Raw genomic sequence first — 25198 nt, forward strand, 5'->3', positions numbered from 1 at the left:
GGGACGACAGCCTATGGACAGCCGCGCAAACGGGTCGCGTGACGACCGCTCTACGCTTGCAGACCTGGCCCAGCAGTTCGACCGCCTCGAATCGACGGTCGATGATGAGGCCCGCGAGCAGGTGCGAGAAGCGCGGGCGATTGCGATGGAGGCGAGTCAAACCACCGCGTCTGTGTTCGGGAACACCATCAAGGGATTCGACCGCGCCGACGCCGCAGAAGCCTTTGTCGGGGCGATTATTTTCGGGATTCCGATGTTCGTAGAGAGCGGCACGCTCGAAGCGGGCGCGTTCATTGCGACGCATCCGAGCTACCTGCTTGCGACGATTGGGATTGCCATCAGTATCGTGATTGGCCTGCTCTACGTCGCAGACATCCAAGACGTCCGGATTACGAACCCGATTTTGGGCGTGTTCCCGCGGCGGCTCGTCGGCGTCGTCGCCATCTCGTTCGGGGCGGCCGTGTTGATGATGAGCGCGTGGGGGCGCGTCTCGTGGGACGACTCGTGGCTCGCGCTCTGTCAGGTGAGCGTGGCGTTCGTCCCGATGGCCATCGGTGCGGCGCTTGGTGACATTCTCCCGGGGAGTTGAGTCCAACTCCGTTTGATAACGGTTAAAAGCCGCGAGACGGAAGAGGGGGTATGAGCGGGAGTCAACAAGTTTCTGCACGGAAGTGCGTTTCGTGTGGAATCAACATTTCCGGTACCAACGCCGCCGCATTCGACTGTCCAGACTGCGGCCAGCAGATTTACCGCTGTGCGAAGTGCCGAAAGCAGAGCAACCTCTATGAGTGTCCTGACTGCGGATTCACCGGTCCATAATCATGGGAAAAGTAGCCGCCAAGATGAAAGTCATGCCGAACAGCCCTGAAATCGACCTGGACGACCTCCAGGACCGCCTTGAGCAGTCCCTGCCTGAAGGCGCAAAAATCAACGGCTTCGAACGCGACAACGTCGCATTCGGCCTCATCGCCCTCCTGCCAACCGTCATCGTCCCGGACGGTGCTGGTGGCACGGAAGCAGTCGAGGAAGCCTTCATCGAAGTCGACGGCGTCGAATCTGTCTCCGTCGAAAACGTCGGCCGCATTTAAGCCGACACCCGTTTTTCACGCCCACTACCCGGTGAGCGACGCCGCTGCTCAGCGGAGCGAGGCGAGAATTTCTTTGATGCGTGGCGTGCCTTGAGGCACCGTCCCGCCGTGATAGCAGTGGGTGGTCGTCACGTCGAACGAGGCGAGTTTTTCGACCGACTCGGTGGCCGTCTGCATGTCCGGGGTGAACTCGGGTCTCGGCCCGACGAGTCCGTCTACGACGTTGAGCGCATCGCCCGAGATGAGCGTGTACGTCGTGGGGAAATACAGCGAGCAGTGGCCCGGTGAGTGGCCGGGCGTCGAGACAACCTGCATCGGTCCAACTGCAGTTCTGAAACTCACCCCATCGACGAGTTCGACGTCCACGGGAACCGGGTCAGGCACCCAGTTTCCCTTCTCCGGCGGCATTTTGCCTTCGAGGTAGGGGGCTTCCCGGCCGTGCGTGCAGACGAGGGCGTCGGTTCGACTGACGAGGCGTGCCAATCCGGCGGCGTGGTCTGCGTCATGGTGGGTGATGATGATGACGGAGATGTCGTCGATGCCGTAGCCAAGGCTGTTGAGATTGGCGTCGATATCACCGTGAGCATCAGGAACCGCCGTATCGACGAGAATGAGGCCGTGGTCGGTTTCGACGGCGACGGGGTGAATCTCGATATCGTGGTCGCCAAACGGCACCGAAAGGGGGATGGGGTGTATCGCGTCGGGAAGCACCATACCCCCCGTACGTCGGCAGATGAGGTAAAGTTACAGCGCGGCGTCGAACGCCTGCTGGAGGTCTGCTTTCAGGTCGTCTATGTGCTCGATGCCGACGCTCACGCGGATGAGGCCGTCAGTGAGGCCCGCCGCGAGGCGCTCTTCTTTCGGAATGGCTGCGTGGGTCATCGCTGCTGGCTGTTCGATGAGGCTCTCGACGCCGCCGAGGCTCTCTGCGAGCGTGAACACGTCCGTCTCGCTCACGACCGTACTCGCCTGTTCTAACGTGCCGTCGAACTCGAACGAAAGCATCCCACCGAAGTCGTCCATCTGCGCTGCGGCGAGGTCGTGTTGTGGGTGGGATTCGAGGCCGGGGTAGTAGACTTTGGAGACGGCGTCATGGTCTGCGAGCCATTCGGCGAGGTCGCGGGCGTTGTCGCAGTGGCGGTCCATGCGAACGGGGAGCGTCTTGGTGCCCCGGAGCACGAGGAAACAGCCGAACGGACCGGGCGTCGCGCCTACCGAATTCTGGTAGAAGCCAATCTCCTCGTCCAACTCCTCGTCGTCGGTGATGAGCGCGCCGCCGATGACGTCTGAGTGGCCGCCGAGGTACTTGGTGAGCGAGTGGGCGACGATGTCAGCGCCGTGGTCGAGCGGGCGCTGGAGGTACGGCGTGGCGAAGGTGTTGTCCACCGTACAGAGCGCGTCGTGGTCGTGGGCGATGTCTGCGAGCGCGCCAATGTCGTTTACGTTCATCAGCGGGTTGGTCGGCGTTTCGACCCAGACGAGGGCCGTCTCGTCGCGCATGGCGTCGCGGACGGCGTCGTGATCGGTCGTGTCCACGAAGTCGAAGTCGAGGCCGTACTTCTCGTACACCTGCGTGAAGATGCGGTGCGTACCCCCATACACGTCGTTGCCGGCGACGACGTGGTCGCCCGAATCAAGCAGGTTGAGGACGGTGTTTATCGCGCCCATCCCCGAGGAGAAACAGCGGCCGTACGCGCCGTTTTCGAGCGCGGCGAGGTTTGCTTCTAAGTCCGTGCGGGTGGGGTTGCCCGTGCGCGAATACTCGTAGCCGCGGTGGTCGCCGGGGCCGTCTTGGACGTAGGTCGAATTGGCGTGAATTGGCGTCATCAGCGCGCCGGTCTCCTCGTCGGGTTCCTGCCCGGCGTGGATGGCGCGGGTTTCTATGTGTTCGTCCATGCGCGCCACGTGGGGAGCCTGCGGGTTACGTCTACCGTTCTCGTGTGCGACCTTTTTTAGGGGATGAGATTCACCACGCTTAAGTTCAGGAACAGGCTGGTCTCGAAGGGTTCAACCAATGGAAATCAGAACGGGAATCTCTTATGGCGACGTGCTCCTCGTGCCACAGCGGTCTCCAGTGGACAGCCGGAGCGACGTCGATCTCTCGACGCACCTCACGCCGAATCTGGAACTCGACACGCCTCTCGTCAGCGCGGCGATGGACACCGTGACGGAAGCCGAACTGGCAATCGCTCTCTCCGAACTCGGCGGTCTCGGCACCATCCACCGCTTCCTGAGCATCGAAGAACAGGCTGCACAGGTGCGCGCCGTCAAAGACGCAGGCGAGCGCGTGGCCGCCGCCGTCGGCATCAACGAAGACTACCTCGAACGCACGGAAGCGTGTCTGATGGCGGGTACAGACTGCATCATGATGGACGTCGCCCACGGCCACATGGAGGCGTGTCTCGACGCCGCCGCGCGCATCGACTGGGAGTACGACGCCGAACTCGTCGTCGGCAACGTCGTGACCGCAGCGGCAGTGCGCGACCTCTACGAGGCGGGTGCAGACGGCGTGAAAGTCGGCGTCGGGCCGGGCTCACACTGCACGACGCGAAAAGTTGCGGGCGCGGGCAAACCACAGCTCACGGCCATCGACGACTGCGCCGAAGTCGCCGCAGAACTCGGCGTTCCCATCTGCGCAGACGGCGGCGTGCGCACCTCCGGCGACGCCACGAAGGCGCTCATGGCCGGGGCTGACACCGTCATGATGGGCAGTTTCTTCGCCGGAACCGACGAAGCGCCGGGCGACATCGTAACCCACGGAAACGAGCAGTTCAAGCGCACCCGTGGGATGGCGAGTTCGGCCGCCGCAGAGGCGCGGACGGACAAAGAGAGCAACCCGTCGGCGGACGAAGGCGTCGATGGGCTGACGCCGTACAAAGGCGCGCTCGCGCCACTCGTCAGCGAGTTCCTCGCGGGCGTTCGCTCTGGCGTGAGCTACTGTGGCGGCCACACACTCACAGAGGCGCGCGAGAAGGCCGAGTTCATCCGCGTCGCACAGAGCGCCCATGAGCGCGAGGGAGCCCACGGGGTAGCTCTCGACGTGGAACCGGCAGACGAACCGGCCCCCGTCCCCCCGATGCAGTAGTGCCGTCGGACGGAACGGGAACGCACGTTTTATTAGTCCGACCGATTAAGATTTGCCCACGACTATGCCGAACTCCCACGGGCCCCTAAGCCACACCCGGAACAAGCTTTCGAACAAACCACGAGAGCGCGGCACCTCGCCGCCACAGCGCTCGGTCCAGCAGTTCGAGGCTGGCGAGAAGGTGCACATGCACATCGACCCATCCGTCCCGAAGGGTCGCTTCCACCCACGCTTCAACGGCCAGACTGGCGAAATCATCGAACAGCAGGGCCGCGCGTACAAAATCGCAATCAATGACGGTGGAAAGCGGAAGACCATCATCGCGAAGCCCGCTCACCTCCGCCGTCAGAAATGACCATCTTCAAAGAAAAGCTCGACGAGGAGTATCTCACCATCTCCGAGGCGAAAGAACTCCTCGCCGACATCGAGATGGAGCGCGCCGCGGACGAAGAGCGTGAGATGCGCTACGAACTCGCGCGTGCAATCGAGCACGTAAACCGCTTTGCCGTGCTTTCGGCAGACGACGCGAACGAACTCGTCGCAGAGCTCTCCGAACTCGAAAAGGTCGCAGAGCCAACGGCGTACAAAATCGCAGACCTCCTGCCACGCGACCGCGACGAACTGCGCGCCATCTACGCCCAAGAGCGGTTCGCGCTCTCGGGTGACGAACTCGACGAAATCCTCAACATCGTCTCGAAATACGTCTAAGTGGCGACTATTTAAGTTCGCCACCGTCGTACGGTTTTTCATATGAGCGATACCGAGAGCGGTGATGTCACGACAGCCGTTATCCTCGACTACCTTCCACACGGGAAGAGTGGCGACGACCGCCCGAGCTATCAGAAGCCGGCAATCGCGTACGCGCTCACCGAGGCGACGTTTGCCCTCGTTGAATGCACCCTCGCGGAGGGTGCAGACCTAAACATCGGTGACCGCGTCACCACCAAACCAAAAGACGAGCAAGTGGAGACGGTCGAGCACGTCGAGTACGACGACCTCTCGGGGGCTGCCCGCGCGGAACTCGAATATGTGGTTCGCGATATCGTCGAGAACAACGAACAGCGCTTCGTGGACTTCTACAACGATGCGCAACCTATCTCGCTGCGCCTCCACCAACTCAACTTGCTGCCCGGCATCGGGAAGAAACTGCGCAACAACATTCTCGAACAACGCAAGCGCGGCCCCTTCGAGAGCTTCGAAGAACTCGAAGAGCGCGTGAAGGGCCTGCACAAGCCAAAAGAGGTGCTCGTCGAACGCATCTTAGAGGAACTCCACGACGACGACCTGAAGTACAAGGCGTTCGTCCGCCGAGAGAACTGAAGGCTTTAGATACGGGCGGCCGCCTACTCGCCAACAACCAATGACGAACTCAGATGGGAGCGAACCGACGCGCGCCGAACAGACCGGTCATCGACAGGCGCGTGCACTCATCAAGCGAGCGGGCGTCCGCGCGGATACGAACCAAGACCAGCACTTTCTCGTAGACGACAGAGTTCTCGACAGACTACCGAGCCACGCGACCGATGCAGGTATCGACTGCTCGCACATCCTCGAAATCGGCCCCGGTGCGGGCGTGCTCACCGACCGCTTGCTCTCGGTAGCAGACAAGGTGACGGCCGTCGAACGCGACAAACGCTTTGCTGAGTTCCTGCGCCGTGAGTTCGCAGCCGAAATCGAGTCGGGCAAACTCACCCTCATCGAAGGCGACGCCCTCGACGTGGAACTCCCCGCTGACGTGACGGCGTCTATCTCGAATCTCCCCTACAGCGTCTCCAGTGAGCTGTCCTTTCGCTTGCTCCCGCGGGACATCCCTCTCATCTTGATGTTCCAAAAGGAGTTCGCAGCGCGGATGGCCGCAGACCCAGCGACCGACGAGTACGGGCGACTGTCGGTGACCGCGGGCCACTACGCCGACATCGAAGTCGTCGAATCGGTGCCCAAATCCGCCTTCTCGCCGCCGCCACAGGTCGAGAGCGCCATCGTTCGAGCGATGCCGCGAACCCCTGAGTACGAGGTGCCAGACGACGAGTTCTTCTTGAACTTCGTGACCGCGGTGTTCACCCAGCGACGCAAGACGATGCGCAATGCGGTGCGAAACACCGCCCACATCTCGCACCTCGGTGACCCGAAAGCCGTCGTCGCGGCGGCCGACGAGGAACTGATGAGCATGCGCGCGGGCAAGGTCACCCCGGCACAGTTCGCGGAACTTGCGACGCTCGCCTACGAGGTGGGTAACCCCGACGTATGAGCTTTCACACCCCGTTTCTCGCCTGGCTCGAATCGCTGTTTTTGACTCCCGAGTCGAAAGTCGCCGGGACAGTTGCCGTCGTCGTTGGGCTAGTCGTCGGTGGAATGGTGTTGCGAAAAGCCGGGAACCTGCTCAAAGACCGCTTTGGGTCGTGGCAGGTCGAAGTCGCCCAGATTACCGTCGGTGGCGCGCTCATGACCGGGTCGGTGCTCATCTTGGTCATCATCTGGGGGGCTACCAGTCAGGTCATCTCCGCGCTCGCCGTGCTCAAACTCTCCGGCGAGGATAGCGTGTTGGTGCTGTTTACGGTCATCTTGTTCATCACGGCGATTGCGCTGATGCGGGCGCTCAAGCATCTGGTGGACAGGTTCGTCGACGAACACGACGCCGTCACCGACCACCAGCGCCAGATGGCCAACCGCACGATGCAGGTCATCATCTTCTGTCTCACGTCGCTCGTGGCGCTCTCGCTGTGGGGCATCAACATCCAAAACCTCCTGCTCGGCGCTGGCTTCCTCGGCCTCGTGCTCGGGCTTGCCGCCCGCCAGACGCTCGGCTCTGCGCTCGCGGGCTTCGTCCTGCTGTTCAGCCGCCCCTTCGAAGTGCGCGACTGGGTCGAGATTGGCGACCACGAGGGTATCGTCACCGACATCACCATCGTCAATACGCGCATCCGGACGTTCGACGACGAGTACCTCATCATCCCGAACGACCAGGTGACGGGCAACGAAGTCGTGAACAAATCGCGTCGCGGCCGCCTGCGGGTCACCCTGGATGTGGGCGTCGATTACGAAGTGGACGTAGACCGCGCCGTCGAAATCGCCACCGACGCGATGAGCGGCCTCGACGAGATTCGCTCGGTGCCAAGCGCCCACGCCGTGCTCAAGGCGTTCGGTGACTCTGCGATTATCCTCGAATTACGGTTTTGGATAGACAACCCCACCGCGCGCAAGAAGTGGGACGCCCAGACCGCGGTCATCAGCGCCGTAAAGCGCGCCTTCGACGACGCGGGCGTCAAAATTCCGTTCCCACAGCGCGAACTCATGGGTCGCTCTGAGGCGGGCGGGCTGCGCGTCAGCGACGAAGCGCCACCGACGACGGGCGTTGCAGAATCGACGGCCGAAGCGGAGGCCGACGGTGGCGCGGATGACGGGAACGAAGATGACGCGGAGGAAACGCAATGACAGATCTCGCAGAACGCCGTGGCGTCGAGACGGAGGTGTACCAGCCAGCCGAAGACTCACGCCTTCTCGCTGAGGCAGCGGTGGCACAGGTCACGCCCGACGACCGAGTACTCGAAGTCGGCACCGGTTCTGGCTACGTCGCCGCCACCATCGAACAGGAAGTCGGCGCGCACGTCATTGCCTGTGACCTGAACCCGCATGCGTGCGAGCAGGCGCGCGAGCGCGGCGTCGAGGCGGCGCGGATGAACCTGACCGACGGCTTCCGCGATGGCGCGTTCGACGTGGTGGTGTTCAACCCGCCGTATCTGCCGACCGCCCCCGACGAGGCGGGCGACGACTGGATGGAAGTCGCGCTGTCTGGCGGAGAGAACGGCCGCGCGGTCATCGACCCGTTTCTCGAATCGGTGGGTCGTGTGCTCGCGCCGGACGGCTACGTCCTGTTGCTCGTGAGCACGCTCACGAACCTCGAAGCGGTGCGCGACACGGCCGCAAGTGCCGGCTTTTCAGCGAAAACCGTGCGCGAAGAATCCTATCCGTTCGAGCGGCTGACCGTCGAACGTCTCGACCGCCAGTAATTACTCAAAGTAATTTGTCGAAGTAGTAAATATTAAACAGCAGCATATCTTTTAGCCGAGTGAATGACAGAGTTCGTCGCTACAACACCGGGGCTCTTCCCGCTGCCCGACTGGGCGAAAGATGAGCTATCAGACCTGAAAGGTCACCAGAAAGAAGACCTCGTCTCGGGGAACGAAGGCCCTGAAATCACGGCCGTTATCGACCGTGCCCGCACCGCCGTCGTCGAAGACCAGCAGAACGCCGGACTTGACCGCACCGTCGAAGGCCAGCTTCGGTGGGACGACATGCTCGCCCACCCACTCGCCGTTCACGAAAACGTCGAAACCCAGGGCATCGTCCGCTATTACGACAACAACAACTTCTACCGCGACCCCGTCGTGACCGGCGACCTCACCTTCAACGGTGACGTTGCGAAGGAACTCGACGCGACCGCAGAGCAAGCAGACAACCTGCAAGCGGTGCTTCCCGGCCCGTACTCACTCTGTGACCTCGCAACGAACGAGTACTACGCAGACGACGCGGCGTTCTTAGACGCCGTCGCAGACTTCCTCGCGGGCGAAGTCGAGGCGTTCCCGGAGACGGAGACGCTCTACCTGCTCGAACCGTCGCTCGTCACGAACGCGCCGGGAGACGGCGTCGATGAGCACGCGAGCGAAGCGATTGACGCCGTGGCAAGCGCGACTGACGCAGAGGTCGTCGTTCACACCCACTACGGCGCGCTCACCGAGAAAGTCCACGCCCACTTACTCGACGCCGACATCGACGCGGTTGGCTACGACTTCATCGCGAATCACGAGGAGAACCTCTACAACATCAACGAGTACGGCACGAAATCGGCAATTTCGCTTGGGCTCCTCAACGGGCAGAACACCCTCGTCGAAACGCCGGAGAAAATCAACGAGCGCGTTGACTGGGTGCTCGACAACACCCCTGCCGCCTCGTTCGACACCGTGTACATGACACCAAACACAGAGCTGTTCTACCTGCCGGTGAACAAATACCAAGAAAAGCTCGCCGCCCTCGGCGAGGCGACTGCCCTGCGCGCGGAGGTGACCACGGCATGACTCGTGAACAGTTCCGTCCCGCAGACCACCCGAACGAACACTTCATCCTGACGACGGTCGTCGGGAGTTACCCGAAGCCAAAGTGGTTAGACCGCGTTCGCACACTCTACCACGACGAGAACGCAGACTTCCAAGACGATGACTGGGAGGAGGCGACCAACGACGCCTCTCGCCTCATCACCCAAGAGCACGAACGCGCCGGTATCGACGTGGTCGTAGACGGCGAGATGCGCCGCACCGAGATGGTCGAGTACTTCGCCCACCGCATCGAGGGCTACGAGTTCAACGGCCCCGTCAAGGTGTGGGGACACAACTACTTCGACAAGCCAAGCGTCGTCTCCGAAGTCGAATACGACGAGACGTGGCTGGTCGAGGAGTACAAATACACCGCGAGCGTCGCAGACCACCCGGTCAAGGTGCCAATCACGGGGCCGTACACGCTCGCAAACTGGTCGTTCAACGAAGCCTACGAGGACGAAGAAGCGCTCTCTTACGACCTCGCAGACCTCGTGAACGAGGAAATCGAGAAGCTGGTCGAAGCAGGCGCACGCTACATCCAAATCGACGAGCCCGCACTCGCAACGACGCCGGACGACCACGCCATCGTCGGAGAATGTCTCGAACGCATCGTCGCCGACATCCCCGAAGACGTGCGCATCGGCCTCCACGTCTGTTACGGCGACTACTCGCGCATCTACCCCGAGATTCTCGACTATCCCGTCGACGAGTTCGACTTAGAACTCGCAAACGGCGACTACGAGCAGCTTGACGTGTTCAAGTCCGCAGAGTTCACGAAAGACCTCGCCCTCGGCGTGACCGACGCCCACGTCGCGGAAGTCGAGAGCGTCGAACAGATTAAAGCAAACATCAAGAAGGGGCTCGAAGTCGTGCCACCGGAACAGCTCGTCGTCAGCCCCGACTGCGGGTTGAAGCTGCTGCCTCGCGAGGTTGCCTACGGCAAGATGGCGAACATGGTGACCGCGGCCCGCGAAATTGAAGCCGAACTGGACTCGGGCGAACTCGAACTCGACTGGGAACCGGTCAAAGCCGACTAACGCCCGCTAATTTTTCTCCGATTTGGTTGCTAAAAGTGAGAACGTGAACGGCAGGTCTATCTCCAGTCCGGGAACGTACCACCAGCCGTCGTCTGCCTGCTCCATCGATTCGAACATTTTGAACGTGCCGAAGGGGTGTTCGTGGACGAACTCGATAGCGAGTCCGGCCGAGAGTAGCGCGTTGAGGATGTCGCTCATGCTGTGATACCACTGGTAGGTCGTCGGGTGGTCGAACGACGCATCTGGGGCGGCATAGGACCCGTCCGCGTCGTAGCGCTCTGGCTGGTCGTCGTGGAAATACGGAAATTCGAACTGTGCCGTGCCGTCTGCGGAGAGCGCGGAGAGTGTGCCCATGTACGGGTGAGCCTCCGCGATGTAGAACGTGCCGCAGGGTTCGAGAAACTGCTCGATGAGTTCGGCCCACGCGCCGAGGTCAGAGAGCCAACAGAGCACCCCGTAGGAGGTGAACACGATGTCGAATCGTTCGTCGAGATGGTTCTCAAGGTCGTAGATGTCTGCGGCGATGAACTCGGCGTCGAGGCCCGTTTCGTCGCGCAGTTCGCGAGCTTTTTCGATGGCTTGGGTCGAATAATCGACGCCCGTCACAGACGCACCTTCGCGCGCCCACGAGAGCGAATCGAGGCCGAAGTGACACTGGAGATGGAGCATCGTTTTCCCCGAAACGTCTCCGAGCTCCTCGCGTTCGAGCGACTGGAGCGACGACCCACCGGCACGAAACCCCTCGACGTCATAAAAGTCCGTAGCAGGGTGCAACGCGGCGCGTTCCTCCCAATTTTTCCGATTTTCGGTGTGGAACTCGTCCATACTAAAGCAGTCAGCTGGAACGCTGTTATCGGTTCTGTCTCGAACGAGTTCCCGACAGACACAAAATACCGTGATTCACCCGGACGGTGCCTCTGTGGCAATTTCCGTCTCTTTCCCTACCCCGTCCCCTCGTTTCAGAGCGTCCGCCCGTCCCCCCGAACGGCGGAGCGCCATTGTGTCGCCGTCGCGTGTTGTATCACGATGGCGAGGCAGATTTGTCGCTGCCTAGCCCCCAACAGGACACAACTACAAATTGGATTGGAGTCGGCATAAAGATGCCTTTTTTAGTAAGTCTTTTTAAAATTGGTAAATTATTACAATAGTCTTGAAAACATGCCTCCAGAGGCTTCTGCACGGACGTTAGGCAGCTGATTGAGAAAATATGCATGTGTCTAGAGGGGTCTTGTGCGCGCTCAGGAGTTTCCAGAGAATGCAGTGGTAGGGAAAGCACAGCCGCGGCTCGGCGGCGGTGAAAATGGAAAAACCCGAACTGGCTTACTCGTACAGCCAGCCTTCGTTGATGCGCTCGTAGTCGACGAGTTCGTCCTCGTCGAAGAACAGCGCGATTTCGCGTTCGTTTGCGCCCTCGTCCTCGTGGTCCGAGCCGTGGATGACGTTGCGGCCAAGGTCGAGGCCGAAGTCACCGCGGATGGTGCCCGGAGCAGAGTCAGCGGGGTCAGTTTCTCCCATCATGCCGCGAACCTGCCGCGTCGCGTCCTGTCCTTCCCAGACCATTGCGAAGACTGGGCCGGAGGTGATGAACTCGACAAGCCCGGAGAAGAAGGGCTTGCCCTCGTGCTCGCCGTAGTGCTCGTGGGCGAGCTCCTCGTCGATCTGCATGAACTTGCCCGCGACGAGCTTCAGTCCGCGGTCTTCGAAGCGAGAGACGATCTCGCCGATGAGGCCGCGCTGGACGCCGTCAGGCTTGACCATCACGAAGGTGCGTTCGCTCATTCTTCAGTTTCCTCGTCTTCTGCCTCTGCGGCTTCGAGGTCGGGTGCAGCGTCCTCGGCTGCTTCCGCTTTTTTGGCGTCTGAAGCGGCTGCTGCTTTCTCGCTGGCGCGCTTGTTGACGCCGCTCTGGCGGCGCCCTTCTTCGGTCCAGCGAACGTCGCGAGCTTCACGGCCGAGTTCGGCGTTCTTCTCGCACTTCGATGAGCAGTAGTTTACGGTACGTCCGTCGGTGAAGACGAACATCGTCCCCGTGCCGGGTTCGATGTCGTCGCCACAGTAATCACAGTCTCGCGTGCGAACCATTATTGGCCTCCAATGGAGTCAGCTTCACGAGCCGTTTCGCGCAGTTGCAGGATGTCGCCCTCGCGGACGGGACCAAGGACGTTTCGGGTAATGATACGGCCCTTGTTCGAGCCCTGCTGGATGCGGCACTTGACCTGCATCGCCTCGCCGTGCATCCCGGTCTTGCCGACGACCTCGATGACTTCGGCGGGGGTGGCTCCGTCAGTATTCTCTTCAGCACTCATCAACGGTCACCTCAGCGGAGGTCCTCAAGCTTTCCGGCGATGTCCTCGACCTGGTCGGCAGCCTCACCGGCGTCGGTGATGGCCGCGGCCGCACTGCCGACTTCGAGACCGGCCGCGTGGCCGACATCGTCCTGCGTCTCGACGAAAAGGAATGGAATCCCCTTCTCGTCCGAAAGCTCTGGGAGGTGCATAACAATCTCCTCAGGCTGAACGTCTTCTGCGATGAAGACGAGTTGCGCGTTGCCGCGCTCGACAGCTTTCGTGGTCTCGTTCGTTCCTTTCTTTACAGCTCCCGTATCCCGCGCGACTTCGAGCGCCTCAAGGGCAGACTCTTGGAGGTCGGCGGGTACATCGAAATCGACGTACACTGGCATAGTATGTTCACCTCCTGTACGTGGGCTCGCGCTCCCCTGCCGTAAGGGTCCTGAATGGCTAGGAGCATCATCAACCCCGTACAGGCTGTAACGCTCAGTAGAGAGCCCCACCATAAAAGCGCTTTCAAAGCAAACACGCCATGCGACGGTAAGACACGCACAGAAACGCCCTTTTTCTCAGGGACATTTTGACACAATATGGAACAGCTCGTGACCGCCCTCCGCGCCGAAGCCAGCCGTGCAAACGAGCGCCGGCTGCTCGTCCTCACTGGCGAGCGCGACGCCACGGTCACCGCCGCCGACCGCGCACTCAGCGAAGCTAATATCTCCCGCGACGAGACGACGTTTCTCAGCCACCACGACGATCTCGCCTGCGAGCGCGTCGCCCCCAAACGCGCTGGCTCCCTTCTCGGAACCACGCGAACCGCCGTCGTCGTAGACGCCCACGACGCCTTCCGCCCGAACGCCCTCGGACGCTCCGTGGGCGCGGTCTCCGGCGGCGGCCTCGTGCTCTTGCTCACCCCGCCGCTCGATGAATGGCCGGACCGACGAGACAGCTTCGACGATGGACTCGCCGTCCCGCCGTTCAGCCGCGATGAGGTCACGGGGAACTTCAGAACCCGGACGGTCGAGTTACTCCGGACACATCCCGGCGTCGCCATCTACGACGCGGCCACGGACACCGTCGAAAAAGACGGCTTGACCGACCCGCTTCCTGCCCGACACCGCAACGCACCAGCACCGCCGAACGTTCACGCCTTCCCCACGGAAGCCTACACCCGCTGTCTGACCGACGACCAAGCGACGGCTCTTCGCGCCTTCGAACGCCTCACCGAACCCGACACCGCACTCGTGGTCGAAGCCGACCGCGGCCGGGGGAAGTCGAGTGCCGCCGGACTCGCCGCCGGGTCGCTCGCCCACGCGGGCGAAGACGTGCTCGTGACCGCCCGTGGGTACGAAAGCGCAGCCGAGGTGTTCACCCGAGCGCACGAACTGCTCGACACACTTGGCTCCCTTGAGACGGTGAACCATCCGGACAACCCGTCGCTACTCACGACGACCACGGGCGGTCGTGTGCGATTTGCAAAACCGGCAGACGCGACCGACCTGCCAGGAGCCTCGGACGTGGTCATCGTAGACGAAGCCGCCGCGCTCCCCGTGCGCGTCCTCGAACGGTTCCTTGCCGCCTCTCGCGTGGCATTCACCACGACCGTCCACGGCTACGAAGGCGCAGGTCGCGGGTTCTCGGTCAGGTTCCGTGACCGACTCGACGACTCTGCCCACGACGTGACCGACGTGCGCCTTGACGAACCCATCCGGTACGCGCCGGGCGACCCGGTCGAAATCTGGGCATTTCGCACCCTGTTGCTCGACGCACGCCCGGCGGTCGAACCGCTCGTCGAACACGCGACCCCAGAGACGGTCGCCTATGAAGCCTACACAGGCGACGAACTAGGAAAAAACGAACACCTTCTGCGTGAAGTGTTCGGCCTGCTCGTCTTCGCCCACTACCGAACCGAACCCGACGACCTCGCGCGCCTCCTCGACGCGCCAAACCTCACCCTCCGGGTGTTGACCCACGAGGGGCACGTCGCCTGCGTCGCCCTGCTTGCCCGCGAGGGGAAGCTACCCAAAACCCTCCGCGCCGAGATGTACGACGGCGGCAGAGTGCGTGGAAACATGCTTCCCGACGTGCTCACAAGTCAGGTGCGTGACGAAGACGCAGGAATCACTGCTGGCCTGCGTGTGATGCGGATTGCGACCCACCCAGCCGTTCGCTCGCGGGGGCTTGGCTCACACTTGCTCACGGCGATTCAAACCGAGTTCGAAGCCGACTTCGACTGGCTCGGCGTCGGCTACGGCGCGACGCCCGACCTCATCGACTTCTGGCACGAAAACGGCTATCACACCGTGTACCTCTCGACCGGGCGCAACGACGCGAGCGGCGAGCACTCTGCGGTAATGGTCTGTCCCCTTTCTGCGGCCGGCCACGACCTCCACGACCGACACGTCCGATGGTTCGTAGAGCGCACCAGAGACATGCTGTCTGATGTACTCTCAGAACTCGACCCGAACGTGGTTCGGGCGGCGATTCGTGCGACGGAGGCGGACATCGACCTCACCCTCTCAGACCGCGAGTGGCGACTGCTCGCGGGCGCGGCCTTCGGCCCCGGTATATCGGAAGTCGCACCCGCCGCAGTGCGGAAACTGGCGATGAAACACCTCACAGACCCGGCTGATGTCTCGCTGCTCACCGCCCGCCAAGAACGGCTACTCGTTCGCAAGGTGTTGCAAGCGACCCACTGGCGAACCGTGACCGAGGAGTTCGGCTTTCACTCTCCCGCCCACGCGATGCGTGAGTTGAGCGCGACGCTCCGCCCGCTCGTCTCCGTCTACGGGTCACCAGCCGCGCAACTCGAACGGCGGCGATTCGAATGATTGACACCGTCATCCTCCTCGCCTTTGGGTTGCTCATCCTCGGCGTCGTCGGGAGCGCCGTCCCCCTCCTTCCCGGCGCGCCAACCTCGCTTGCAGGCGTCTATCTCTACTGGTGGCACTCGGGCTACGCAGAACCCGGCGTGCTCGCGCTCATCGGGTTGACCGTCCTTGGCCTCACCGCGATGACCTTCGACTACCTCGGTGGAGCGGTGGCCGCCAAAGCGAGTGGTGCGTCGTGGGAAGTCTCCGCGCTCGCCGGTCTCGTTGGCTTCGCGCTCCTGTTCGTCCTCGGCCCGCTCGGGATTTTTCTGGGGGTCGCGGGAACGGTGTTCGCCTTCGAGTACCGCAAACACGAAGACGTAGACCAGAGCGTGCGGGCGGCGGTGTACACGACCATCGGCATCCTCGCCTCTGCGGTGATGCAGGTGCTGCTCACCGCGTCGATGCTCGTCGCGTTCATTCTCGTTATCTGACGCGCGGAAGGATTGTTACCATGGCCCACTAATGCCCGGCATGCGACACTGTGACGAGTCCGGCTGCCACGAGCGCGCGGCCGTCCGCCTCCACATCCCGTGGGCCGATAGAAAAGACGTCTGTACGGCACACGCCCGAGCGATGGTGCAACACGACGGCATCGTCGCAGAACCGCTTCCGGGCGCGGAGAAACACTGGGTGTAGCTCAGTTCAGGGGTGCGTGTAGTAGACGACCGAGTCGTCGTCACCGTGGGAATCGACGCGGACGAAGCCAATGCGCTCGAACTGAATCACGTCGTCTACGTCCGTTGCTGTGAAGTCGGGTTCTGCGTGGCCGGACACGTCGCCGTCCATCGTCCGCATCGTGACGGGCACGTTCGTATCAGCAGAGACCCAGTGGATGACGTCAACGCCCTCTTCGCGCACCGCAGAGAGGTCGTTGCCGAGATATTCGAGCGCGTCGCGAGTGTGCTGGAACAGGCCAAGACCCTTGAGCCAGACGCGCTCGCCGTTCGCGGGCACGTCGTCGGCTTCGATGAGAACTGCGCCGTTGACCGGGATGTCGCGTTTCCCACGGTCTTCGTGGTCGGGGTGGAGCGGCGGATGGCCGACTTCGGGCGCGCCGACGACAGGGAGCTCCTGTCCGTCGCGGACGAGGAAGTAGCGGTTCGCCGCGTCGTCTACGAGCGCGCGGTTGTTCGCGTAAATCGAACTCATGGCGAGGTCGACGTTGCTCGTAGAGGTGCCGAGTTGAATCATCGCGTCGGTGATTGCTTCCCCACGAATACCACGACGGCGGACGCTTTTCAGGGTCGGCGCGCGCGGGTCATCCCAGCCGTCGAGTTCGCCATCCGCGATGAGTTGCTTGATAGTTGAGGTGGACATCTTCACGTCGTATTCGTCAATCTGGACGTGCCCCCAGTGGATGACCTCGGGGTACTCCCAGCCGAAGTAGTCGTAGACGAACTGCTGGCGCTTTGCGGAGTCCTGTAAGTCGATGCCACGGATGATGTGCGTGACGCCCGTGAGGTGGTCGTCGATGCCGGATTGGAAGTCGAGCATCGGCCAGCAGCGATAGTCTGCGGCTTCCTCGCGTGGGTGAGGTGTGTCAACCATGCGGAACGCAACGAAGTCGCGCAGCGCGGGGTTCTTGTGTTCGATGTCCGTCTTCACGCGGAGCACCATCTCGCCGGCGCTGAACTCGCCTTCGACCATCTGCTCGAACTCTTCTTCGGTGGTCGCTACGTCCTTGTCGCGATGTGGACACGGCTTGCCCGCGTTCTTGAGCTCGGAGAACGCCTCGCCCGAACACGAGCAGGTGTAGGCCCCGCCCATCTCGATGAGGTCGCGAGCGTGGTCGTAGTAGATAGGCACCCGGTCTGAGGCGCGCATCACGTCGTCCGGCTCGAAGCCGAGGTATTCAATGTCCTCCAAAATTGCGTCGTAGGCGTCCATGTCCGGGCGCTTCGTCTCGGGGTCGGTGTCGTCGAATCGGCAGACAAACCAGCCGTCGTACAGCTCTTTGTACGTCCCGATGACCGCGGGCATGCGAGCGTGGCCGAGGTGCCACGGCCCGTTCGGATTCGGCGCGGTGCGCATTCGAATCTCGTCGTAGTCCTCGGCGTTCGGCAGGTCGGGAAGCACCCGGTCGTCGGCTTCCTCTTCTGCATCAAGGTCTTCGAGCCACTCGGGGGCGAGGACGGCGAGGCGCTCGCGTTTCTCTTCCGTCGAGGCGCTGTTCACTTTCGCTACGATTGGGCCGATGATGCCCGGTATGTCGCCACCGTGCGGGCGAAACTCGGGGTTCTCACCCATGAGCGGCCCCATGATGGCACCCACGTCGGCGTCGCTCTCGTGTTTGACGGCGTTGATGAGCGCGTGTTTCTCGGCCTCCTCTTCGATTTGCTCGCGGAGATCCTTGTCCATTGGGTGAGCGTTCGCTGTGGCGCGTCAAAACTACGTTGAAACCGCGCCGAAAAATCGGGGCGCGATTCAGTAGCCGCGGTCGATGAGGTAGTCCGCGATGTCGAGCAACAGGTCGTGGGCTTCGTTGTCCGGAAGCACGTCGAGGCGGGCTTTCCCGTCTGCGACGAGTCGCTCTGCCGTTTCGCGGGCGTAGTCGATAGAGCCGGACGCTTCGAGTTTCTCGACGGCGTCGTCGATTTCCGCCTCTGAGACGCCCTCGACCGAGTCCGTGGTGACGAGCGAATCGACGTCCACGCCCTGTTGACGGGCGTGGAGCGTGATGATCGTCTGCTTGTTCTCAACGAGGTCGCTGCCGCGTTGCTTGCCGAGTTTCTCACTTGGAACGGTGAGGTCGAGCAAGTCGTCTTGAATCTGGAAGGCGCGGCCAACGTCGAGTCCGTAGCCGTAGAGCGCTTCGACGGTCTCGTCGTCTGCGCCGAGCAGGATAGCCGGGATGGCCGTTGCGGCGGCGTATAGCACTGCCGTCTTCTGCTCTGCCATCTCCAGATACTCCTCGGGGAGCACGTCCGTCCGCGTCTCGAAGGCCACGTCGAGCGCTTGGCCCTCGCAGATTTTCGTACAGGTCGTCGCGAGCATCGAGAGCGCGCGCACAGACCGGTCTGCGGGCGCGCCGGTCTCGAGCATGAACTCGAACGCCTTCGAGTAGAGCGTGTCGCCCGCGAGAATTGCGGTCTCTAAGTCGTAGGCGCGGTGGACCGCGGGGGCACCCCGGCGCAGGTCGTCGTCGTCCATGATGTCGTCGTGAATCAGCGTGAACGACTGGATGACTTCGATGCTGACGGCCGCCGCCATCAGGTCGATGGTGACGCCGTTTAACGTCGGGAACTCGCGGTAATCCGTCTGCTCCGGACTCACGTCTACGAGTGCCTCACCGACCAGCAACAGCATGGCCGGGCGCAGTCGCTTGCCACCGGCATCGAGCAGATGGCGCGACGCCTTATACAGGCGTTCGGGGCTGGTGACCGGCAGGTCCTCGCCGATGGCGTCGTTGACCAGGTCGCGGCGGGCGGCGAGTGCGTCTGTAACTGCCATGTTCCGCATGTCCATTTACTCGACCAGCTGGATGATGTTCCCGTTGCGCGTGACGTGCAGGTCACGGCCCATCGTGTAGCCCTCGTTTTCGGCGAGGTCGACGTACGGCGCGAAGCCTTTCATGTCCTGGTGGGCAGGGATGACGTGCTGTGGCTGGAGCGTGCGGAGCATCTCGTACAGTCCTTCCTGGGACATGTGCCCGGAAACGTGGACGTCGTCGTAGATGCGTGCGCCCTGCATGCGCAGGAGCTTCTCAGACTGGTAGCGCTGGCCTTCGTTGGTCGGCTCCGGGATGACGCGCGCGGAGAAGACGACCTTGTCGCCTTCTTCCAACTCGTACGGCGTCTCGCCGCGGCCCATGCGCGTGAGCATGGCGCGTGGCTCGCCCTGGTGGCCGGTCACGATAGGCAGGAAGTTCTCCTTGCCCTCTTTCATGATGCGTTTGAACGTGCGGTCGACCGACTTGCGGTGACCGTACATCCCGAGGTCGTCCGGGAAGTCGACGAAGTTGAGGCGCTCTGCGGTACCCGAGTACTTCTCCATCGAGCGACCGAGGAGGACTGGCTGGCGGCCGATGTCCTCTGCGAACTCGACGAGCGACTTCACACGCGCGACGTGCGAGGAGAACGTGGTTGCGACGATGCCGCCGTCGTAGTCCTCCATGCTGTGGATGACGTCTTTGAGGTGTTTGCGTGCGACGGACTCGCTCGGCGTGCGGCCCTTGCGTCCGGCGTTCGTACAGTCTTCGATGTACGCGAGGACGCCGTTTTCGGAGTTGGCAATCTCGCGGAACCGCTTCATGTCGATTGGGTCGCCAAGCACCGGCGTGTGGTCCATCCGCTTGTCGAGGCCGTAGACAACCGCGCCCTCCGGGGTGTGGAGCACGGGGTTGATGGCGTCGATGATGGAGTGGGTGACGTTGACGAATTCGAGTTCGACTTCCTCGGAGATGGACATCGTCTCACCGGGGTCCATCTTGATGAGGTCGTTTTGGACACCGAACTTCTCTTCGCCCTCGATCTGCTGTTTGACGAGTTCGATGGTGAACGGCGTCGCAACGATTGGGGCGTTGTAGCGGTGGGCGAGCTTGCTGATTGCGCCGATGTGGTCAAGGTGACCGTGGGTCGGGACAATCGCTTTGACGTCGCCCTCAAGGTCGCTCATGACACGGTCGTCCGGGATGGCACCCATGTCGATGAGGTCTAAGCTGTGCATTCGTTCGGTCTCGACGTTGTCGTGAATCAGGACCTGTGAAAGGTTGAGGCCCATGTCGAAGATTACAACGTCGTCACCTGCGCGGACGGCAGTCATCTGCCGACCGACTTCTTCATAGCCGCCTATCGTAGCAATTTCAATTTCCATGGTTATAGCTCCGAGCGGAGCCCTCCAACCAGACGGTTCTGCATGAGCCTCCGGCGGGTCCCCGCCGAACGCCCACAACCGCACGAGGTGGACGGCTTGCTGTCTCGGTTACGGAACGGTACGAACTCGGGTCTTAAAAAGGACGTGGAATGGTGGGCGACTCCGCACTCAGTTGCCCCGGCCGTCGATTCGGGTGCCCGGTGACTTGCCTGCGAGAAACGCCGCGAGGTCATCGAGACCGAAGATGTCTGCGGGTGCGCCGAGGGTGAGCAGTTCGCGAACCTTCCCGGCCATCCCACCTGAGACGTCCGTCGCATCACTCTCACCGAGTGCTTGCGCGACCGACTCGAATGACGTGATTTCGGGGATGACATTGTTCTCCGCATCGAGCACGCCCGGAACCGCAGAACAGAGCCCAACCCGGTCTGCATCGAGCGACTGGGCGAGTGCCGTCACGATTTCGTCGCCGCTCACGACGGTCACACCCTTGCCTTCGTGGGCGATGACGTCGCCGTGGAGTACGGGGACAAACCCCTCTGCGAGCAGCGTTTCGACGGCCGTCGTCCCGAGCGTGAGTGCCCCGGCAGCGTCCCGCGATGCCGTCGACAGCGTGTGGACCGGCACGGCGGGCACGCCCGCTTCGTTCAGCCGGTGGACGACGACTTCGTTCAGGCGCTTCATCGCCTCGTGGATGTCGAGGACGGCGTCCGGGTCGTGGGTGCCGTCGGTGGTCGAAACGTCGTACTTGTTCGCGTGATGGTGGCCAAAGCTCCCGCCGCCGTGGACGAGGACGAGCCGCGAGATGTCGGCGTTGGCGAGCATCCCGACTGCCTTTCCGAGGCGCGGTTCGTGGATTTTCTCGACGCCTTCTTTCTCGGTGATGATACTGCCGCCGAGTTTGAGCACCGTCGTCATGGTTCCTCCACGCGCACGCCTTCGGTGTCGAGTTCGGCGCGGAAGGCATCTTCACAGCCCATGGTAAAGCGAAGCGCCGTCGCCGTCGCGTCCGTTTCGTCGAGTGCGACGATACAGCCACCGCCACCCGCGCCCGTGAGTTTTGCACCGAGCGCATCGGCGTCACGCGCCGCCCACACCATCGTATCGAGCGAACGCGAGGAGACGCCGAGGGCTTCGAGCAGTCCGTGATTGAAGTTCATGAGTCGGCCGAGTTCCTCGATATTGCCGTCTGCCAGCGCCTGCTCTCCGTGACGGACGATGTCGCCGATGGCAGAAACGGTGTTCGCAGCGAAGTCGTACTCTTCGCGGAGTTTGCGAACGCCTGCGACGAGCACGCCCGTGTCACCCGCACCGCCGTCGTAGCCGATGACGAACGGGAGGTTGTCGGGTGCGTCGATGGTTCGACAGTCGTCGCCTTCGACGCGCACCGCCCCGCCCATCGCAGAGCAGAACGTGTCCGCGCGCGACGCTTGCCCGTCTTGGACGTCGAGTTCGACCTGATAGGCGCGGTCTGCGAGCTGTTCGTTGGTAAGTTCGACGCCGAGTTCGCGGGTGGCGGCGTCGATGGCCGCGACGACCACGGCGGCAGAAGAGCCAAGCCCCGCACCGAGCGGAATCGAACTTTCGATGGTGATGTCGAAGCCAGCGTCTGGCTGGTTCGCCGCGTCTCGCGCCTGTGAGACGGCACCGTCGATGTAGCCCATCGCAGCGCGAACGAGGCCGCTTGGCACGTCCACGTCGGGTGCGCCGCCCGCGTCACCGCTGTACTCGACGGTGAACCCGTCGAGTGTGAGGTCGGCTGCCTGCACGCGAAGGCGGCCGTCATCGCGGGCGTCTACGGTGACTCGCGCGCGGCGTTCGATAGCACAGGGGACGGCCGGTTCCCCGTACACGACGGCGTGCTCACCAAAGAGATAGACCTTGCCTGGAGCACTTGAAACGGTCATTACCCATTCGAGGGTTCGAGGGATAACAGTAGTTGCGAATTTACCCGTCACGCATCCTCACATTTCAATAGTGATGACCGCAATCCCTGCAGATATGTCACTCACCGCGCGAATGCGTCGCCACGTAGAGGAGACGATTCGCCGGTTCGACGCGGCCTACGGCACCTACGAAATCGTCGAAAAGGCCGCAACGTGGCCCACCGGACGCTACGACGGCGCCGCCGCCCACTTCGAGGAGACCGGCGACCTCGGCGGGGCGGGCGTCTGGCTCTCGAACCGCGACGGCGAAGTGCTCCTCATCCGGCGGGTTGGCGAAGCCGCGTGGACCGCGCCGGGCGGCTACATCAACCCCGACGAATCCTACGAAGAAACCGCACGCCGTGAAGTGCGCGAAGAGACGAGCGTCGAGTGTTTGCTCACCGGACTCAATCAGGTGCACGTCACGACCGTCACCGACGACGCGGACCCCTCCCGACCGGAGCTGTTCAACCTCTCTGTGGTGTTCGACGGCCAGCACCTCTCGGGGTCACCAGAGCCGGACGCAGACGAAGTCGAAGCGGCGCGCTGGTGGGACGTGCTCCCAGACCAGCTTCAGCATCCAGAACTCCACCAACTGCCTCTCCCCGAGCGAACGCCGTCGCTCACGGACGATGAATAAGAAACGAAAAAGGGCGGCTTAAATCTCGCTCTCGAAGTCTTCGAGGGCGTAGGACGGCTCTGCGCCGCGGCGGTCGAGCGTCTCGTTGGCAAGCAGCCAGTAGACGACCGACAGCGCTTTGCGACCCTTGTTGTTCGTTGGGACGACGAGGTCTACGTTGCTGGTCGAGTTGTTGGAGTCGCACATGGCGATGACCGGAATTCCAACGGTGATGGCCTCTTTTACGGCCTGACTGTCACCAATCGGGTCGGTCACCACGACGACGTCCGGCTCGATGTAGCCTGCGTAGTCGGGGTTGGTCAGCGTTCCGGGGATGAAGCGGCCCGTTCGGGCGCGTGCGCCGACGGCGTCGGCGAACTTCTCTGCCGGGAAGCGACCGTACTGGCGACTCGAGGTCACCAGAATCTGTTCTGGGTTGTAGCCCGCAAGGAAGTCCGCAGCGGTGCGGATGCGCTCGTCTGTTTTCGAGATGTCAAGGACGTACAGACCGTCGTCACGGACGCGGTGGATGAACCGCTCCATGTACTTGGTCTTCTGCTGAGTACCGATGTGGACACCAGCGGCGAGGTAATCCTCGACCGGGATGAGGAGGTCTGCCTCCTCCTGGTTGTCCATCACGTCCTCGTCAAGCACGGGGCTCTCTTCTTCGGCCTCGGTGGCCGGCTCTTCGTCATCTGCCTCTCGGACGTCCGTGTCGGGGTCGACCTCGGGTTCCGCACCGGCCTCGCCGGTCGGCTCCTGGTCGATCTCCTCCTCGGCCGCCTCGAGGCCTTCTTCTTGTTCGTTATCGCTCATGCGTTTGCCTCGATTCGGATGAGTTCGTTGAGTTTTGCAGTGCGCTCGCCGCCTACGGCACCCGTCTTGATGAACGGGGCGTCGGTCGCGACAGCGAGGTGTGCGATCGTCGTGTCCTCTGTCTCACCACTGCGGTGGGAGATAACCGGGTCGTACCCGTTTCGGACGGCGAGTTCAACGGCGTCGAACGCGTCACTCAGCGTGCCAATCTGGTTTGGCTTGATGAGGATGCTGTTCGCCGCGCCCATGTCGATGCCGTCTGCGAGTCGCTCGGTGTTGGTGACGAACAGGTCGTCACCACAGATGAGCGTCCGGTCGCCAACGGTCTCGGTGAGCGCTTTGAAGCCGTCAAAGTCGTTCTCGTCGAGGGGGTCCTCGACGTACACGAGGTCGTAGTCAGTGACGAGGGAGGCGATGTAGTCTACTTGTTCGTCAGGCGTGCGCGTGACGTCTCCGTAGTGGTACTCGCCGTCTTCGAACAACTCGGATGCGGCCACGTCGAGGCCGAATCGAATCTCGAAGCCAACGTCGTCTTCGACCGCGTCTGTTGCTTCGGCCATGATGTCGAACGCTTCGGCGTCGTCAATCGATGGTGCCCATGCGCCTTCATCGCCTTTCGCTGCCGCAACGCCGCGAGCGTCGAGCAGTTCTTTGACCGTGTCGTGAACTGCCGCGTTCGCGAACACCGCGTCCTCGACGCTCGGTGCGCCGATGGGGGCTGAAAGGAACTCCTGGATGTACGTCGCGTCGGTGGCGTGTTCGCCGCCGCCGATGACGTTGCCGAGGGGGACGGGGAACGTGTTCCCACGGAACGTTCCACCGAGGTGCTGATAGAGGGGCGCGCCGAGCAGGTCGGCGGCCGCCTTCGCCGCGGCCATCGAAATGGCGACGGCGCTGTTTGCACCAAGCTCGGAGAAGTTGTCCGTGCCGTCTGCGGCGCGCAGGGCTGCGTCAACGCTGCGCTGGTCGCCTGCGTACACCTTCCCGACGAGTCGGGGGATGGCGTGTTCGCGGGCGGCCGCGATGGCCTCTTCGACGGGGAGTTCAATGGCTTCGAATTCGCCCGTACTCGCGCCACTTGGGGCTGCTGCACGGCCGAATCCACCGCTTTCGGTGCGCACGTCTGCTTCGACCGTCGGGTTGCCCCGCGAGTCGAGAATCGCGCGTAAGTGAACCTCGGAGATGAGCGTCACTGCTTTGCACCTCGGTTGACGGTAAACGGCAGGACACCGGCGTCGAACTCCTCGGCTGCGATGAGAATCGGTTGGGATTCGTCCGTCTCAATGAGGACGGGCGCGCCGTACGACACCTGCAGGGCGCGTGCCCCGAGGATGCGTGCTTTTTCGTACCGGCTGTATCGTTGCATGGATATCACTGGTATGGGGCGACGACATCGACGAGGTCGCGGTGCGACACTAGCATGCGCCGACAGCAGAATCGGTCCAGCCCGAGGTCGTCGAGTACTTGTTCGGGGTCTTCATCGCCATCTAAGGCGCGTGCTTCGAATTCTTCCCAGTGTTCGCCGACAACTTTGCCGCACGTGAAACACCGGACTGGTATCATCATGGC

General features: G+C 62.5%; 32 protein-coding genes. 16 read left to right on the forward strand and 16 right to left on the reverse strand.

What is annotated here, in order from left to right:
• Positions 1–13: 13 nt before the first annotated feature.
• From V5N13_RS03555 to V5N13_RS03565, 3 genes are read left to right on the forward strand one after another with little or no spacing between them, the layout of a single operon-like run.
• A complete protein-coding gene (locus tag V5N13_RS03555; RefSeq protein WP_336359646.1) occupies positions 14–589 on the forward strand; it encodes a DUF2391 family protein in 576 nt (191 codons plus the stop codon).
• Positions 590–639: 50 nt separating this feature from the next.
• The gene (locus V5N13_RS03560) at positions 640–819 is read left to right on the forward strand and encodes an HVO_2753 family zinc finger protein (RefSeq protein WP_332899461.1); all 180 of its coding nucleotides are present in this window, start codon (positions 640–642) and stop codon (positions 817–819) included.
• Between the two features lie 2 nt (positions 820–821).
• Entirely contained in the window at positions 822–1088 is a 267-nt protein-coding gene (locus V5N13_RS03565) for an elongation factor 1-beta (protein WP_332899462.1), read from the forward strand.
• 48 nt (positions 1089–1136) lie between these two features.
• On the opposite strand, the gene V5N13_RS03570 is transcribed toward V5N13_RS03565, so the two are convergent.
• Both V5N13_RS03570 and V5N13_RS03575 read right to left on the reverse strand, forming a co-directional pair.
• Complete coding sequence (locus tag V5N13_RS03570; RefSeq protein WP_336359647.1) at positions 1137–1802, reverse strand: MBL fold metallo-hydrolase; 666 nt, start codon at positions 1800–1802, stop codon at positions 1137–1139.
• 30 nt (positions 1803–1832) lie between these two features.
• Entirely contained in the window at positions 1833–2984 is a 1152-nt protein-coding gene (locus V5N13_RS03575; RefSeq protein ID WP_336359648.1) for a cystathionine gamma-synthase, read from the reverse strand.
• Between the two features lie 118 nt (positions 2985–3102).
• Here V5N13_RS03575 and V5N13_RS03580 point away from each other — a divergent pair, with 118 nt between their 5' ends.
• The 9 genes from V5N13_RS03580 to V5N13_RS03620 all read left to right on the forward strand — a co-directional run bounded on the left by V5N13_RS03580 (position 3103) and on the right by V5N13_RS03620 (position 10300).
• Positions 3103–4173, forward strand: coding sequence for a guanosine monophosphate reductase (locus tag V5N13_RS03580; RefSeq protein WP_336359649.1), 1071 nt, complete (start codon positions 3103–3105; stop codon positions 4171–4173).
• A 64-nt stretch (positions 4174–4237) separates the two neighbouring features.
• The gene (locus tag V5N13_RS03585; RefSeq protein ID WP_332899466.1) at positions 4238–4528 is read left to right on the forward strand and encodes a 50S ribosomal protein L21e; all 291 of its coding nucleotides are present in this window, start codon (positions 4238–4240) and stop codon (positions 4526–4528) included.
• Entirely contained in the window at positions 4525–4881 is a 357-nt protein-coding gene (locus V5N13_RS03590) for an RNA polymerase Rpb4 family protein (protein ID WP_332899467.1), read from the forward strand. Before V5N13_RS03585 ends, V5N13_RS03590 begins: the two co-directional genes overlap by 4 nt.
• Before the next feature lie 42 nt (positions 4882–4923).
• The gene (locus tag V5N13_RS03595) at positions 4924–5493 is read left to right on the forward strand and encodes a DUF655 domain-containing protein (RefSeq protein WP_336359650.1); all 570 of its coding nucleotides are present in this window, start codon (positions 4924–4926) and stop codon (positions 5491–5493) included.
• A 40-nt stretch (positions 5494–5533) separates the two neighbouring features.
• Positions 5534–6421 (forward strand): 16S ribosomal RNA methyltransferase A, encoded by an 888-nt coding sequence (locus V5N13_RS03600; protein WP_336359651.1) that lies wholly within the window; start codon positions 5534–5536, stop codon positions 6419–6421.
• Positions 6418–7605, forward strand: a complete 1188-nt coding sequence (locus V5N13_RS03605) for a mechanosensitive ion channel family protein (RefSeq protein ID WP_336359652.1) — start codon at positions 6418–6420, stop codon at positions 7603–7605. The genes V5N13_RS03600 and V5N13_RS03605 overlap by 4 nt, the downstream gene beginning before the upstream one ends.
• Complete coding sequence (locus tag V5N13_RS03610; RefSeq protein ID WP_336359653.1) at positions 7602–8180, forward strand: HemK2/MTQ2 family protein methyltransferase; 579 nt, start codon at positions 7602–7604, stop codon at positions 8178–8180. The genes V5N13_RS03605 and V5N13_RS03610 overlap by 4 nt, the downstream gene beginning before the upstream one ends.
• A gap of 63 nt (positions 8181–8243) precedes the next feature.
• A complete protein-coding gene (locus tag V5N13_RS03615) occupies positions 8244–9245 on the forward strand; it encodes a 5-methyltetrahydropteroyltriglutamate--homocysteine methyltransferase (RefSeq protein ID WP_336359654.1) in 1002 nt (333 codons plus the stop codon).
• Positions 9242–10300: a methionine synthase gene (locus V5N13_RS03620; protein WP_336359655.1), complete on the forward strand. Its 1059-nt coding sequence runs from the start codon at positions 9242–9244 to the stop codon at positions 10298–10300. The genes V5N13_RS03615 and V5N13_RS03620 overlap by 4 nt, the downstream gene beginning before the upstream one ends.
• Positions 10301–10306: 6 nt before the next feature.
• On the opposite strand, the gene V5N13_RS03625 is transcribed toward V5N13_RS03620, so the two are convergent.
• The 5 genes from V5N13_RS03625 to rpl7ae form a co-directional block, all read right to left on the reverse strand.
• Positions 10307–11125: a class I SAM-dependent methyltransferase gene (locus tag V5N13_RS03625; protein ID WP_336359656.1), complete on the reverse strand. Its 819-nt coding sequence runs from the start codon at positions 11123–11125 to the stop codon at positions 10307–10309.
• Between the two features lie 495 nt (positions 11126–11620).
• Positions 11621–12079, reverse strand: coding sequence for a nucleoside-diphosphate kinase (gene ndk / locus V5N13_RS03630; protein WP_332899475.1), 459 nt, complete (start codon positions 12077–12079; stop codon positions 11621–11623).
• On the reverse strand, positions 12076–12381 hold the full coding sequence (locus tag V5N13_RS03635; protein WP_332899476.1) for a 50S ribosomal protein L24e: 306 nt from the start codon (positions 12379–12381) through the stop codon (positions 12076–12078). Before V5N13_RS03635 ends, ndk begins: the two co-directional genes overlap by 4 nt.
• Complete coding sequence (locus V5N13_RS03640) at positions 12381–12605, reverse strand: 30S ribosomal protein S28e (protein WP_332899477.1); 225 nt, start codon at positions 12603–12605, stop codon at positions 12381–12383. Before V5N13_RS03640 ends, V5N13_RS03635 begins: the two co-directional genes overlap by 1 nt.
• Positions 12606–12616: 11 nt before the next feature.
• Positions 12617–12979 (reverse strand): 50S ribosomal protein L7Ae, encoded by a 363-nt coding sequence (gene rpl7ae / locus V5N13_RS03645; RefSeq protein ID WP_332899478.1) that lies wholly within the window; start codon positions 12977–12979, stop codon positions 12617–12619.
• Positions 12980–13177: 198 nt separating this feature from the next.
• Here rpl7ae and tmcA point away from each other — a divergent pair, with 198 nt between their 5' ends.
• Genes tmcA through V5N13_RS03660 form a run of 3 tightly spaced genes read left to right on the forward strand, consistent with a single transcriptional unit; the run spans position 13178 to position 16096 of the window.
• Positions 13178–15418 carry a tRNA(Met) cytidine acetyltransferase TmcA gene (gene tmcA, locus V5N13_RS03650; protein WP_336359657.1) on the forward strand — a complete coding sequence of 747 codons (2241 nt, stop codon included), beginning with the start codon at positions 13178–13180 and terminating at the stop codon, positions 15416–15418.
• Positions 15418–15891, forward strand: a complete 474-nt coding sequence (locus tag V5N13_RS03655) for a DUF456 domain-containing protein (protein WP_442905091.1) — start codon at positions 15418–15420, stop codon at positions 15889–15891. Before tmcA ends, V5N13_RS03655 begins: the two co-directional genes overlap by 1 nt.
• 40 nt (positions 15892–15931) lie before the next feature.
• Positions 15932–16096: a hypothetical protein gene (locus V5N13_RS03660; protein ID WP_336359659.1), complete on the forward strand. Its 165-nt coding sequence runs from the start codon at positions 15932–15934 to the stop codon at positions 16094–16096.
• Between the two features lie 6 nt (positions 16097–16102).
• On the opposite strand, the gene V5N13_RS03665 is transcribed toward V5N13_RS03660, so the two are convergent.
• From V5N13_RS03665 to mvk, 5 genes are all read right to left on the reverse strand, one after another.
• A complete protein-coding gene (locus V5N13_RS03665) occupies positions 16103–17818 on the reverse strand; it encodes a glutamate--tRNA ligase (protein ID WP_336359660.1) in 1716 nt (571 codons plus the stop codon).
• Positions 17819–17884: 66 nt separating this feature from the next.
• Positions 17885–18925 (reverse strand): geranylfarnesyl diphosphate synthase, encoded by a 1041-nt coding sequence (gene idsA3, locus V5N13_RS03670; protein WP_336359661.1) that lies wholly within the window; start codon positions 18923–18925, stop codon positions 17885–17887.
• Positions 18926–20272, reverse strand: coding sequence for a ribonuclease J (locus V5N13_RS03675; RefSeq protein WP_332899484.1), 1347 nt, complete (start codon positions 20270–20272; stop codon positions 18926–18928).
• A gap of 168 nt (positions 20273–20440) precedes the next feature.
• Positions 20441–21187 (reverse strand): isopentenyl phosphate kinase, encoded by a 747-nt coding sequence (locus V5N13_RS03680; protein WP_336359662.1) that lies wholly within the window; start codon positions 21185–21187, stop codon positions 20441–20443.
• Positions 21184–22176 carry a mevalonate kinase gene (gene mvk / locus V5N13_RS03685; protein WP_336359663.1) on the reverse strand — a complete coding sequence of 331 codons (993 nt, stop codon included), beginning with the start codon at positions 22174–22176 and terminating at the stop codon, positions 21184–21186. Before mvk ends, V5N13_RS03680 begins: the two co-directional genes overlap by 4 nt.
• 73 nt (positions 22177–22249) lie before the next feature.
• Here mvk and V5N13_RS03690 point away from each other — a divergent pair, with 73 nt between their 5' ends.
• Positions 22250–22834, forward strand: coding sequence for an NUDIX hydrolase (locus V5N13_RS03690; RefSeq protein WP_336359664.1), 585 nt, complete (start codon positions 22250–22252; stop codon positions 22832–22834).
• Positions 22835–22852: 18 nt separating this feature from the next.
• Here V5N13_RS03690 and rpsB read toward each other — a convergent pair whose 3' ends face one another.
• The 4 genes from rpsB to V5N13_RS03710 are packed head-to-tail and all read right to left on the reverse strand — an operon-like array spanning position 22853 to position 25195.
• Positions 22853–23629, reverse strand: coding sequence for a 30S ribosomal protein S2 (rpsB, locus tag V5N13_RS03695; protein ID WP_336359665.1), 777 nt, complete (start codon positions 23627–23629; stop codon positions 22853–22855).
• Positions 23626–24822 (reverse strand): phosphopyruvate hydratase, encoded by a 1197-nt coding sequence (gene eno / locus V5N13_RS03700; RefSeq protein WP_336359666.1) that lies wholly within the window; start codon positions 24820–24822, stop codon positions 23626–23628. The genes rpsB and eno overlap by 4 nt, the downstream gene beginning before the upstream one ends.
• Positions 24819–24995 (reverse strand): DNA-directed RNA polymerase subunit K, encoded by a 177-nt coding sequence (locus V5N13_RS03705; protein ID WP_442904943.1) that lies wholly within the window; start codon positions 24993–24995, stop codon positions 24819–24821. Before V5N13_RS03705 ends, eno begins: the two co-directional genes overlap by 4 nt.
• Before the next feature lie 5 nt (positions 24996–25000).
• On the reverse strand, positions 25001–25195 hold the full coding sequence (locus V5N13_RS03710; RefSeq protein ID WP_332899490.1) for a DNA-directed RNA polymerase subunit N: 195 nt from the start codon (positions 25193–25195) through the stop codon (positions 25001–25003).
• Positions 25196–25198 lie beyond the last annotated feature (3 nt).

This window comes from Haladaptatus sp. ZSTT2, from assembly GCF_037081775.1.
In the GTDB taxonomy this organism is placed as follows: domain Archaea; phylum Halobacteriota; class Halobacteria; order Halobacteriales; family Halococcaceae; genus QDMS2.

What these genes read in the sequence shown, in the direction of transcription:
- V5N13_RS03555 (WP_336359646.1), top strand. Translation starts at nt 14, where the DNA reads ATGGACAGCCGCGCAAACGGGTCGCGTGACGACCGCTCTACGCTTGCA.
- V5N13_RS03560 (WP_332899461.1), top strand. Translation starts at nt 640, where the DNA reads ATGAGCGGGAGTCAACAAGTTTCTGCACGGAAGTGCGTTTCGTGTGGA.
- V5N13_RS03565 (WP_332899462.1), top strand. Translation starts at nt 822, where the DNA reads ATGGGAAAAGTAGCCGCCAAGATGAAAGTCATGCCGAACAGCCCTGAA.
- V5N13_RS03570 (WP_336359647.1), bottom strand. Translation starts at nt 1,802, where the DNA reads ATGGTGCTTCCCGACGCGATACACCCCATCCCCCTTTCGGTGCCGTTT.
- V5N13_RS03575 (WP_336359648.1), bottom strand. Translation starts at nt 2,984, where the DNA reads ATGGACGAACACATAGAAACCCGCGCCATCCACGCCGGGCAGGAACCC.
- V5N13_RS03580 (WP_336359649.1), top strand. Translation starts at nt 3,103, where the DNA reads ATGGAAATCAGAACGGGAATCTCTTATGGCGACGTGCTCCTCGTGCCA.
- V5N13_RS03585 (WP_332899466.1), top strand. Translation starts at nt 4,238, where the DNA reads ATGCCGAACTCCCACGGGCCCCTAAGCCACACCCGGAACAAGCTTTCG.
- V5N13_RS03590 (WP_332899467.1), top strand. Translation starts at nt 4,525, where the DNA reads ATGACCATCTTCAAAGAAAAGCTCGACGAGGAGTATCTCACCATCTCC.
- V5N13_RS03595 (WP_336359650.1), top strand. Translation starts at nt 4,924, where the DNA reads ATGAGCGATACCGAGAGCGGTGATGTCACGACAGCCGTTATCCTCGAC.
- V5N13_RS03600 (WP_336359651.1), top strand. Translation starts at nt 5,534, where the DNA reads ATGACGAACTCAGATGGGAGCGAACCGACGCGCGCCGAACAGACCGGT.
- V5N13_RS03605 (WP_336359652.1), top strand. Translation starts at nt 6,418, where the DNA reads ATGAGCTTTCACACCCCGTTTCTCGCCTGGCTCGAATCGCTGTTTTTG.
- V5N13_RS03610 (WP_336359653.1), top strand. Translation starts at nt 7,602, where the DNA reads ATGACAGATCTCGCAGAACGCCGTGGCGTCGAGACGGAGGTGTACCAG.
- V5N13_RS03615 (WP_336359654.1), top strand. Translation starts at nt 8,244, where the DNA reads ATGACAGAGTTCGTCGCTACAACACCGGGGCTCTTCCCGCTGCCCGAC.
- V5N13_RS03620 (WP_336359655.1), top strand. Translation starts at nt 9,242, where the DNA reads ATGACTCGTGAACAGTTCCGTCCCGCAGACCACCCGAACGAACACTTC.
- V5N13_RS03625 (WP_336359656.1), bottom strand. Translation starts at nt 11,125, where the DNA reads ATGGACGAGTTCCACACCGAAAATCGGAAAAATTGGGAGGAACGCGCC.
- ndk (WP_332899475.1), bottom strand. Translation starts at nt 12,079, where the DNA reads ATGAGCGAACGCACCTTCGTGATGGTCAAGCCTGACGGCGTCCAGCGC.
- V5N13_RS03635 (WP_332899476.1), bottom strand. Translation starts at nt 12,381, where the DNA reads ATGGTTCGCACGCGAGACTGTGATTACTGTGGCGACGACATCGAACCC.
- V5N13_RS03640 (WP_332899477.1), bottom strand. Translation starts at nt 12,605, where the DNA reads ATGAGTGCTGAAGAGAATACTGACGGAGCCACCCCCGCCGAAGTCATC.
- rpl7ae (WP_332899478.1), bottom strand. Translation starts at nt 12,979, where the DNA reads ATGCCAGTGTACGTCGATTTCGATGTACCCGCCGACCTCCAAGAGTCT.
- tmcA (WP_336359657.1), top strand. Translation starts at nt 13,178, where the DNA reads ATGGAACAGCTCGTGACCGCCCTCCGCGCCGAAGCCAGCCGTGCAAAC.
- V5N13_RS03660 (WP_336359659.1), top strand. Translation starts at nt 15,932, where the DNA reads ATGCGACACTGTGACGAGTCCGGCTGCCACGAGCGCGCGGCCGTCCGC.
- V5N13_RS03665 (WP_336359660.1), bottom strand. Translation starts at nt 17,818, where the DNA reads ATGGACAAGGATCTCCGCGAGCAAATCGAAGAGGAGGCCGAGAAACAC.
- idsA3 (WP_336359661.1), bottom strand. Translation starts at nt 18,925, where the DNA reads ATGGACATGCGGAACATGGCAGTTACAGACGCACTCGCCGCCCGCCGC.
- V5N13_RS03675 (WP_332899484.1), bottom strand. Translation starts at nt 20,272, where the DNA reads ATGGAAATTGAAATTGCTACGATAGGCGGCTATGAAGAAGTCGGTCGG.
- V5N13_RS03680 (WP_336359662.1), bottom strand. Translation starts at nt 21,187, where the DNA reads ATGACGACGGTGCTCAAACTCGGCGGCAGTATCATCACCGAGAAAGAA.
- mvk (WP_336359663.1), bottom strand. Translation starts at nt 22,176, where the DNA reads ATGACCGTTTCAAGTGCTCCAGGCAAGGTCTATCTCTTTGGTGAGCAC.
- V5N13_RS03690 (WP_336359664.1), top strand. Translation starts at nt 22,250, where the DNA reads ATGACCGCAATCCCTGCAGATATGTCACTCACCGCGCGAATGCGTCGC.
- rpsB (WP_336359665.1), bottom strand. Translation starts at nt 23,629, where the DNA reads ATGAGCGATAACGAACAAGAAGAAGGCCTCGAGGCGGCCGAGGAGGAG.
- V5N13_RS03705 (WP_442904943.1), bottom strand. Translation starts at nt 24,995, where the DNA reads ATGCAACGATACAGCCGGTACGAAAAAGCACGCATCCTCGGGGCACGC.
- V5N13_RS03710 (WP_332899490.1), bottom strand. Translation starts at nt 25,195, where the DNA reads ATGATGATACCAGTCCGGTGTTTCACGTGCGGCAAAGTTGTCGGCGAA.